The sequence below is a fragment of the uncultured Thiodictyon sp. genome (assembly GCF_903828115.1).
In the GTDB taxonomy this organism is placed as follows: domain Bacteria; phylum Pseudomonadota; class Gammaproteobacteria; order Chromatiales; family Chromatiaceae; genus Thiodictyon.
The window spans coordinates 1-9,870 of the sequence record NZ_CAIKKU010000173.1; the positions used below are offsets into that span (position 1 = coordinate 1).

Here is a 9,870-nt window from a genome sequence, read left to right on the forward strand (position 1 = left end):
CAACCCGTAGGGTCCGCTGTGCGGACCAGCGACCGTGCGGTGGGCGCGGCGGAGGATGATGACCAAGGCCCCCCGCGCACGCGAGCCTTAAGCCTGCGCCGCGCGCCGCGCGGCCAGTGCGATGAAGATCGACGCCCAGCCGTTCATAACGAAGAACAGGACCGTGATCAGGGTAAGCGAACGGGGCGGCGGCTTGGTGCCGGCCCCCCAACCAACGTTCGGCGCCCTTAAATGGTGGTGGCGCCGCGGCAGATCAATGCTCCGCGTTGGTTCGCTGCCCTTGTTCCTGGTGCAGCGGATAACCATATTGCCTCCGTACCAAACCAAGCTGATGATGCCATGAGGTCTTTCCTGCCCCGCGTCCTGTCGGCGCTGCTGGCGCCCGCCCTGTTGCTCGGGCTGGCGATGGTCACGGCCGCGCCGGCACCGCCGCCGCGCGCGGCCCTGTCCGTCCCCGACAAACCGGGGCTCTACCAGCGGGTGCTGACCCGGCCGGCGGCGCGCCTGCTCGCCGCCCCGGGGGGGGCCGTCCTGCCGGGGCCGCCGTTGCCGCCCCTGTCGGTCCTCTACGTCTTCGGGCGGCAGGGCGCCCAGGGCCAGGACTGGGTGGAGGTCGGCGCCGCCGCGGCGGGCCCGGCCCAGGGGTGGATCGAGGCGGGGCAGGTGATCGATTGGCACCAGACGCTCACGCTGGCCTTTACGCGGACCTCCAGGCGTGATCCGGCCCTGTTCTTTCGCGATCACGACCGGCTCGCCGGTCTGCTGGAGGCCGCGGACCTGGGGCCGGGCGTCGCGCGCCTGCGTGCCGCGCTCAAGTCCGCCCCGCTGCCCGCGGACTTCCCGGTCATCGCCAAGGAGCCGGATACCTATATCGACCCCAACCGGCAGTTCTATCTGCTGCCCATCCTCTCCTTCGAGTCGGTCTATCTGGCGAGTGGCCACGAGACCATGCTGCTGAAGGTGGCCGCCGTCACCCTCCAGGCGGGCGAGCAGGGGCTGTCGGCACCGGGCGCGGGCGAGGCCGGGTCTGCGCCTAAGCCCGGGCCGCAGGACGCGGCCCGCCCGAACCCGGGGCCGGCGGCGAACCGCCCGGTCGGCTACCGGGCCGGCGTGGTCTTCGTGATCGACACCAGCATCTCCATGGGGCCCTACATCGAACGCACGCGCGCCGCGGTGCGCCGCATCTATGACCGGCTCCGGGGCTCTCCCCTGGGCGCGCGCCTGAGCTTCGGTCTGGTCGCCTTTCGCAGCAATGTGGATGCGGCCCCCGGGCTCGACTATGTCAGCCGGGTCGTGGCGACCCTGGAGGACGGTCGCGACCCCGCGACCTTCCAGGCCAAGGTGGCGGGGGTGGAGGAGGCAAAGGTCTCCAGCAAGGGCTTCGACGAGGACGCCTTCGCCGGCGTCCAGGACGCCCTGGAGCGGATCGACTGGACCGGTTTCGACGCCCGCTACATCGTCCTGATCACGGATGCCGGCGCCCTGGACGCCAAGAATCCACTGGGACGCACCGGGCTCTCCGCCGCGCGCCTGCGCCTCATGGCCCAGGAGAAGGACCAGTCCGGCGGCGGCAAGGTCGCCATCGCCGTGCTGCACCTGCTCACCCGGGCGGGCCTGGAAAACCACGACAAGGCGGCCCGGCAGTATCGTGAGTTGAGCCGTTGGGGGGACGCGGGCGACCTCTACTTCCCCGTGGCGGGCGGCGCCGTGGACGCCTTCGGCACTCAGGTGGACACCCTGGGCGACGCCCTGCTGCGCCAGTTGGAGAGCGCCGCCGCCGACCGCCCGATCGAGGTGCCGGAGGGTCCCAAGGCCGACCCGGTGGCACGCAAGACCGCGCTCGTGGGCCGCGCCATGCAACTCGCCTATCTGGGCCGGGAGACCGGCAGCCGGGCGCCGCGGCTGATCGAGGCCTGGGTCGCTGATCGGGACCTCCTGGACCCCTCCCAGAAGACCCTGGAGGTCCGGGTGATGATCAGCAAGAATCAGTTGAGCAACCTGCAGGAGACCCTGCAGGCGATCTTTGCCGCCGGCGAGCGCACCCAGTTGAGTACCAAGGACTTCTTCGACCAGTTACGGGGGGCGGCGGCGGCCCTGGCGCGCGACCCGGACCAGGTCGGTCCGCTGCAGGTCAAGCGCCTGGGGGACCTGGGCCTGGTGGGGGCCTGGCTGGACGGCCTGCCCTATACCAGCCAGGTCATGAACCTCACCCAGGAGCGCTGGGTCGCGCGCTCCTATGCCGAGCAGCAGGAGGTGCTGGACGTGATCGAGGAGAAGATCGCCCTGTACCGCAAGATCCACGACGACACCGACCGCTGGATCAGCCTGAACCCGCGCGCCCCACCCGGGGAATCGGTCACCACGGTCCCCCTGGATGCGCTGCCCTGATGGCGGCCTCAGCGCCCGTCTATCTGTGCCGGGACCTGGTGAAGCGCCGCGTGGGCGGCGGGACCGCCTTTGAGTTGCGGGTGCCGGAGTTGCGCATCGCCCCGGGGGAGGTGGTGGTGCTGCGCGGGGCGAGCGGCTGCGGCAAGAGCACGCTCCTGGATCTGCTGGCCCTGGCCCTGCGGCCGGATGAGGCCCAGTGCTTCAGCTTCCGCCCCGAGCATCGCGGCGCGTCCGACCTGTGGCGCCTGTGGCAGCGCGACGACCTGGACGGCCTGGCGCAACTGCGCGGGACCCACATCGGCTATGTGTTGCAGACCGGGGGGCTCCTGTCCTTCCTGACCGCCCGGGAGAACATCGCCCTGTCCTGCCGGCTCCTGGGCCGGGACCCGCACGGCGGGGTCGAGCGGCTGGCGGAGCGGCTCGACATCAGTGCCCAACTCGACAAGCACCCGGGCCAACTCTCGGTCGGGGAGCGCCAGCGGGTCGCCATCGCCCGGGCCCTGGCCCACTGCCCCGGCGTGGTGCTGGCGGACGAGCCGACGGCCTCCGTCGACCCCTTGAACGCCGCCCGGATCACCGCGCTGTTCCTGGACCTGGTGCGTCAATCCGGGGCCTGTGCGGTCATCGCGAGCCACGACTGGCAGCCCGCGGCGACCCCCGGGGTGCGCGTCCTCGACCACCGCATCGAACGGGATGGGGAGGTCACGCGGTCGCTCTTCTGGGGCTGATGCGGCGTGCCATCGCGCTGCGATGAATGGCGCGCCTTGATCATCGTGCCCGCCGCCGCTGGTCCGCCATTCTATTCCTGAAGGGGTTTCTGATTGCGCTCCGTCTGATCGCAGGCGAAGTCCGATAGCGGCGCCATCCGAATCTGCCGGCCGTCGCAGGTCCAGATCTCGATCGCTTCGGCACCGTCGCAGGTCTTCTGTTCCGCGACACAGTGCTTGGTCCGTTCGACCAGGACTTTGGCATCCTTGTGGCCCAACCTTGCCGCCTTGCCGCGTCATTCAGCATTCGCAGGGCAGTGCCCGGTTGCCCAGGCAACTGTCCTTGTATGTTCCCATGATCACGTCTAATCTTGACCACGCCTGGCGGCGGTCAGGTAAATTGCGGAGGCGGGTCGCGCGCCTGACCTCAGGCGTGGAGGCGATCGACGTGCTGAGGTCCTTCAGGTGAACAGAACAGGTCTTTCGATCGGTTGGGGGATTGCGGGATTGGTCTTGTGCGGCGGCCTGATTCGCGGGTCCGTGCTTGAAGCAGCGGGGGTCGATCCCCCGTCGGCCGCGGCCCCCGTGCCCTTCGTCGTCGAGGGCCTGACGAAGTCCATGGTATTGCGTGCCGGCCAGACCCTGCGGGTCGTCAACCGTTTCGGCGATATCCGCGCCAAACCTGCAGATGGTGAGACCCTGGTCCTGTCGGCGATGATTCAACTGATCGGTCCTACCCCCAGGAGGCCCACGGTGGCGATCACCGCGGAGCCCGGGGGAGTCGCCATCGAAGTGGTCTACCCCGATGCCGACGAGGCTGCCGCGGCCGATCCTGTTGCCTTCGGTGGTCGTACCGACCTCGCCGTGCTGGTGCCCGCGGGCGCAACCCTGAAGGCGCATACCGGGCGCGGTGCCATCAAGCTCGCCGGGTTGCGCGGCGACATTGCGGCCGAGAGCGGCGCGGGCAACATCTCGATCCGGGCCGCAGGGCATCTGCAGGCGACCACGGTTGGCGGTGCCATCTCGGTGCGGCTGACCGGCGCACGCCTTGAGCGCCCGCTGGGGCTGCGTTCCGCCGCGGGCCCGATCTCCGTCACCCTTCCGGCCGACCTGCCCCTGACCATCCGGGCACAGAGCGGCGCCGGTCGGCCCACCACGAAGTGGGCCGAGGACACCGCGGTGGTCAGGGCCGATCCGGATGGCTCCCTGGAGGCCCAGGTCGCGGGCGGTGGGCCCCTGCTGCGGATCGACTCGGCCAGCGGCCCCATTTCCCTGGCGACCTACCAGCGCCCGCATCCCCATTACGCCAGCGGGGTCCCTGCACCCTTCACGCGCGACCTGCGCACCCTGACGCCGGCAGACCCCTGGCAGCCAGGCGATCCGATCGCAGAGGGTCCGCCACGCGTTCACCCGAGTCATCCGGCCAGCCCATCAGTGGAGGAAGCGCCATGACCCCCATGACCCCCATGACCACCATCGCGACCATCGGCCGGTCCGCCCGCTGGTGTGTACTCGCCGCTGCCTGCGTTGCGGCGTTCATGGCACGCCCCGGGCTGGCGGTCAGCGGCCCCCAGGCCCCGGCCGCTACGCCCAAGACCTTCCTGGGGGCGAGTGCCTCTCAACGGTTCGTTCCCAGCGTGCGCGATCTCGACGTTCGCACCCTGTCCCCGGCCCCCGGCTGGCAGCCGGGGATGGCGATCAAAGCGATTCCCCGGCGCAACAATCATCAGGGCCTGACCGCGGCGGTGACCGCTGCCGGTCGGGCGCCCGGGCCGGACCCCCTGCTGGCGGTCCAGTCCGGCGCTGCCGCGGGCGGCGCCGATGCGGATTTCGGGCGGCCGCGGGTCCTGCGGGCCGGGCAGGGGTTCAGCGGTGCCATACCCTCCGATGTCGTCGGCGATGTCGGGCGCGACTACTATATCCAGATGATCAACGCCTACGATTCGAGCCTCGTCGCCATCTACCACAAGGCTGATGGATCGAGCGCTTTGGCTCCCTTTTTGCTTCAGGGTCTGGCCCCGCCAGGCGGTCCCTGCGCCGCGGGCGGCGGCGACCCGATCGTGCTCTACGATGCGCTGGCCGGGCGCTGGTTCCTGAGCGAGTTCAGCGGAATTGCGAACGTCCTGTGTGTCTATGTCTCGCGAGGTGAGGACCCCATCACCAGCGGTTGGTACGCCTACGCGTTCGAATCGGTTCTGAGCTTTCCTGACTACCCAAAATACGCGGTTTGGCCCGACGCCTACTATCTATCGACCAATGAAGACAGCCCAGGTGCCTATGCCTTTGAGCGCGCGGCCATGCTGGAGGGGCGGCCGGCAAGCTTTCAGTTTTTCGCCGAGGCGCCACCGCTGCCCGGCTTCGGTTTCCAGGCCCTGCTGCCGAGCGACCACGACGGCCCCCTGCCGCCGCCGGCGGGGTCGCCCAACTGGTTCATTCGCCACATCGACGACGAGATGCATGCCCCTGCGGGCGCCAATGACCCGACCCAGGACTGGCTGGAGCTCTGGGCCTTCCACGCCGACTTCAATGATCCGGCCGCGAGCAGTTTCACCGGGCCCTGGCGGATCGGGATCGGCGAATTCGATTCCGACCTCTGCGAGTCGCTATTCCAAGAGTGCTTCCCGCAACCGGGGGGCGGCCGGCTTGACCCGGTCAAGGAAATCGTCATGTGGGGGCTCAAGTACCGCAATCGCGGTGCCTTCGAGTCGCTGGTCGGTAACTTCGTCACCGATGTGGACGGCAATGACCACGGCGGTATCCGCTGGTTCGAACTGCGCCGCAGCGGCGGCGACTGGGCCCTGTTCGACGAGGGCACCTTTGCCCCGGACGCTGACCATCGCTGGATGGGCAGCATCGCCATGGACCGCAACGGCAACCTGGCCTTGGGCTACAGCGTCAGCAGCACCGGGACCTACCCCGCCGTGCGCTATACCGGCCGTCTGGCCGGGGACCCCCAGGGGGTGATGAGCCAGCCCGAGGCCAGCCTCGCCGTCGGCAGCGGCTCCATGACGTACAATCGTTGGGGCGACTACAGCGCCATGTCCGTGGACCCGGTGGACGATTGCACCTTTTGGTACACCAATATGTACGCCATTGCCAACAGTACCTGGATGACCCGGATCGGCGCCTTTTCCTTCGCCGGCTGCGCTGGCCCCGGCTTCAGCCTTGGCGCCGCCGACCTGGACCAGAGGGTCTGCGCAGCGCCCCTGGCGGACGCAGAGGTCGCGGTCGCGGTCGAGGTCGGTGCCTACGGAGCCTTCACGGCGCCGGTGACCCTGAGTCTGATCGACCTTCCGGCCGGATTCACGGGTGGTTTCACGGTCAATCCCGTGGCTCCACCTGGGGGCAGCACGGTGCAGCTCCAGGTGGACCAGGATCTGGTCGGCGGCCGCTACGGCTTCGGCATCCGGGGCGATGCGAGCGGTGTCCCGAGCAAGCGGCTCGATGCCTTTGTCAACCTGGGCAGGCTCCCCGCGGCCCCGGTGCTCAGGGTGCCGACAGATGGTGCCACCGGTGTCGGGTCACGACCGAGCTTGAGTTGGCAGGCGGTGCCCATGGCTCAAACCTATACCCTGGAGGTAGCGACCGATCCGGCCTTTGAGCAGGTCGTCTACAGTCTGGGGCCGCCCTACAATAGCGGCACCACGGACCAACCGTCCCCCTTGGCCGCCGAGACCGAGCATTACTGGCGGGTGCGGGCGACCGATTTCTGCGGCGACGGCCCCTACTCACCGACCTTCCGTTTCACGACCGGGCGCTATGCCTGCAGTTACCCGGGGCAGTTTTTCATCGGGGCATTCAACGACGCCCTCACCCCCAGCCCCGGCAGCCGGCTGACAAATCTCAGGGTCTCGGTCGATCTCTATCATGGCTGGGTCGGCAATCTGAAACTGGTCCTGACCCATCAGGAGACGGGGCGGCGGGTGCCCTTGCTCGATCGCCCTGGCCTGCCCAAGCTCGACCCCGAGTGGGGCTGCGCTGGGGAGAGCGTCCAAGCCGTCTTCGACGACGCGGCCGGTGCGGCGGCCGAGGATGCCTGTGCCTCGTCGCCGCCGGCCATCGCGGGTAACCTGAGGCCAGCGGTACCCTTGAGCGGATTCGTCGGCGATGATCTGGCCGGTACCTGGAACCTGCGCGTCGAGGACGCCACGCCGGAACCCTGGGCGGGGCTCCTGAGGGAGTGGTGTCTGTGGCCCACGGACGGCTTGGTCGGCCCGCGGCCCTGCGATACCGACGGCAATGACCGGATCGACCGCCTCGACATCACCGCCATCGTGAAGGCCCTGCGCCAGCGTGCGACCGGCCCGACCGATCCGCGTGACCCGGACCACGACGGCCTGGTGTCGGTGCTCGACTCACGCGCCTGTACCTTGCGCTGCAACAAGCCGCTGTGCGCACCCTGAGGGTGATGCGCGGCGACTCCAACTGATCGTTCACACGGGGTCCAGTCCCAGGGGTGCTATGTGTCTATTCGATACCTCAGGTGTTGCTGCCTGATCCTGCTGCTGCTTGGCGGTCGCGCGGCCGCCGCCGCGACGGTCGGGTTGCACCCGCCCGAGCGCAGCTTCAGCAGGGGTGAATCGGTGACGTTCGAGCTGGTGGTCAGCGATTTGGACCGCGTGCTTGCTGCCTTCGATATCAGCCTCGGTTACGACCCCGCCTTCTTGGGCGCCATCGCGATCGACTTTGGCCTGCTGCTCGGTGACCCTGTCGCGTTCGAGGCGGTGATCAACGAGGACCTCACGGCGCCTGGGCAGGTCATCCTGGCGGAGACCTCGGTGCTCGATGGGGCTGCCCTGGCCCTGCTGCAGGAACCGGCTGGGCGCACCTGGCGGTTGGCGACGATCAACTTCACGGCCCTGGCCGACGGCACCACCGCTCCCTGGCTGAGCTACATTGCGTTAAGTGATGCCGACGCGCTTCCGATCGAGGTCCCGGTGCCGGGCCCCTGGGCACTGCTGGCCGTCGGTGCCCTGTGGGCTGGATCACGCCGGCCTCGATAAGGCAATGGGCAGACTGATGGATGACTTTGTCCTGCCCTTCCATTTCGCCTTTTTGGGGTGCCCGTGAGGACCACCCTACGATGCCGCGTGGTCAGACGTGTGACCAATACCCCGCACCCTCGCGTGAGAGATAGCGAGAAAGAAAGCCTGACACGATCACTTAAGGATGCATCTGAGCCATGACTGGTGAGCAACCGAAGAATCCATTACACGGAGTCAGTCTGGAAACCGTTGTCCTGAAACTGGTCGATCGTTACGGCTGGGATGGTCTCGCCGACCGGATCAACATCAATTGCTTCAAGCACGAGCCATCCGTGAAATCGAGTTTGACGTTTCTGCGAAGAACTCCCTGGGCCAGGGCGCAGGTGGAGAATCTCTATGTTTCTACATTGACCACGCGAAGTTGACACCTATTTTTCCATCGCCGATCCGTACCGCGGGCCGGCGGGTCCGGAGAAAGCGTTGCGGACGGGGCAAATACCCCATCCGACCTGAATAGAGACTGCAACCATGTCCGATGAAAAGGTCTACAACGAGGACGAGATCCGCGAACGGATCGCGGCCGAACTGCCCCATTGGTACTACGAGGACGGCTGGCTCAGGCGCAAATACCGCACCAGCGGTTGGAAGGGCACCCTGATGGTGGTCAATACGGTGGGGCACCTGGCGGAGGCGGCCTGGCACCACCCGGACCTGGCCGTCTCCTATGCCTTCGTGATCGTGAAGCTGGTGACCCACTCGGCCAAGGGGGTGACGGATAAGGACTTCGAGCTGGCCCGCAAGATCGAGGAGATCATCGGCTGGCGGCCTGGACCGGACAGCGCCTTGGAGGGGACGCCGGATGATCCGCGTTTCAAGTACATCAAGTACGACTGAGGGGGCCCGGTGCGGGACTCGATGGTCGTTGCGGCCGGCGGGGGCGTTTGGTCCGCGCAGCGGACCCTACGGGCGAGTCAGGGCGGGCGCCGCTCCAGCGCCCAGGCGTCGTCCGGGGTGTTGATGTTGGCGAAACAGTCCGGCCGGTCGCTGAGGTCTGCCAGGGCGACCCGGTGGCGGTCATACCACCGGGTAAGCTTGCGCTCACCGGCGGCCAGGAAGGTCTCCAGGTCGGCGGCCAGCGCGACCGGCAGCAGGGCATGGACCGGTTGCAGGCGGCGGCCGTCGGTGGCGACCGCGAGGTCTCCGGCCTGGGTGCGCAGGGCGAGCAGCAGGCGCGCGACCAGGTCGGGGGCGGGGTAGGGGCCGTCACAGGGCAGGGTGACAAGCCACGCGGTGGTGGCCGCCCGCATGGCGCTGCGGACGCCGGCCAGGGGTCCCTGGAAGCCCGGGTCCAGATCGGCGACCACCGGCAGGCCATAGCCCGCATAGCGCTCCAGGTTGCGGTTGGCGCTGATCAGCAGGGTGTCGACCTGCGGGGCCAGGGCGGCGATGACCCATTCGACCAGCGGCCGACCGGCAAAGGGCCGCAGCCCCTTGTCGAGACCGCCCAGACGGCTGGACCGGCCGCCGGCCAGAATGACCCCGGTGATGGCGGCGCGGGTGGGGAAGGGTGTCTGCATCCTGGGTCGGGCGCTCAAGCGGTAAAGTGGGCGATGATGGTACGGGGCGCATAGTAACGAGACAAGAACAAGCTATAGTTAAACGCATAAATCCCTATATTCGATCCACGGTGTAAATTCATCAATCCAGCTTTTGGCATAGCTCATGGCTTTGCTTTCCTCGCTCCATGCATCAGAAATGATGAACTTAAGATGTTCTACTGAACAGATAAA

10 protein-coding genes are annotated in these 9,870 nt (G+C 68.0%); 7 read left to right on the top strand and 3 right to left on the bottom strand.

The annotated features are described in order from the left end of the window. Positions 1-87: 87 nt before the first annotated feature. Positions 88-306 (bottom strand): hypothetical protein, encoded by a 219-nt coding sequence (locus QZY48_RS06095; RefSeq protein WP_295429042.1) that lies wholly within the window; start codon positions 304-306, stop codon positions 88-90. A gap of 33 nt (positions 307-339) precedes the next feature. Between QZY48_RS06095 and QZY48_RS06100 the strand changes: the two genes are divergently transcribed. Beyond that, positions 340-2,388: a vWA domain-containing protein gene (locus QZY48_RS06100; RefSeq protein ID WP_295429044.1), complete on the top strand. Its 2,049-nt coding sequence runs from the start codon at positions 340-342 to the stop codon at positions 2,386-2,388. Beyond that, complete coding sequence (locus tag QZY48_RS06105) at positions 2,388-3,116, top strand: ATP-binding cassette domain-containing protein (protein WP_295429046.1); 729 nt, start codon at positions 2,388-2,390, stop codon at positions 3,114-3,116. The genes QZY48_RS06100 and QZY48_RS06105 overlap by 1 nt, the downstream gene beginning before the upstream one ends. Before the next feature lie 71 nt (positions 3,117-3,187). Here QZY48_RS06105 and QZY48_RS06110 read toward each other — a convergent pair whose 3' ends face one another. After that, positions 3,188-3,373, bottom strand: a complete 186-nt coding sequence (locus tag QZY48_RS06110; RefSeq protein ID WP_295429048.1) for a hypothetical protein — start codon at positions 3,371-3,373, stop codon at positions 3,188-3,190. A gap of 262 nt (positions 3,374-3,635) precedes the next feature. Here QZY48_RS06110 and QZY48_RS06115 point away from each other — a divergent pair, with 262 nt between their 5' ends. From QZY48_RS06115 to QZY48_RS06135, 5 genes are all read left to right on the top strand, one after another. Continuing rightward, on the top strand, positions 3,636-4,547 hold the full coding sequence (locus QZY48_RS06115) for a hypothetical protein (protein ID WP_295429050.1): 912 nt from the start codon (positions 3,636-3,638) through the stop codon (positions 4,545-4,547). Beyond that, entirely contained in the window at positions 4,544-7,498 is a 2,955-nt protein-coding gene (locus QZY48_RS06120) for a hypothetical protein (RefSeq protein WP_295429052.1), read from the top strand. Before QZY48_RS06115 ends, QZY48_RS06120 begins: the two co-directional genes overlap by 4 nt. 60 nt (positions 7,499-7,558) lie before the next feature. Next, positions 7,559-8,098 carry a cohesin domain-containing protein gene (locus QZY48_RS06125; RefSeq protein ID WP_295429055.1) on the top strand — a complete coding sequence of 180 codons (540 nt, stop codon included), beginning with the start codon at positions 7,559-7,561 and terminating at the stop codon, positions 8,096-8,098. 179 nt (positions 8,099-8,277) lie between these two features. Further along, on the top strand, positions 8,278-8,505 hold the full coding sequence (locus QZY48_RS06130; protein ID WP_295429058.1) for a VF530 family protein: 228 nt from the start codon (positions 8,278-8,280) through the stop codon (positions 8,503-8,505). 103 nt (positions 8,506-8,608) lie between these two features. Then, the gene (locus QZY48_RS06135) at positions 8,609-8,974 is read left to right on the top strand and encodes a 4a-hydroxytetrahydrobiopterin dehydratase (RefSeq protein ID WP_295429060.1); all 366 of its coding nucleotides are present in this window, start codon (positions 8,609-8,611) and stop codon (positions 8,972-8,974) included. 77 nt (positions 8,975-9,051) lie between these two features. Here the strand turns inward: QZY48_RS06135 and mobA are convergent, their stop codons facing one another. Beyond that, the gene (gene mobA / locus QZY48_RS06140) at positions 9,052-9,657 is read right to left on the bottom strand and encodes a molybdenum cofactor guanylyltransferase MobA (protein WP_295429062.1); all 606 of its coding nucleotides are present in this window, start codon (positions 9,655-9,657) and stop codon (positions 9,052-9,054) included. Positions 9,658-9,870 lie beyond the last annotated feature (213 nt).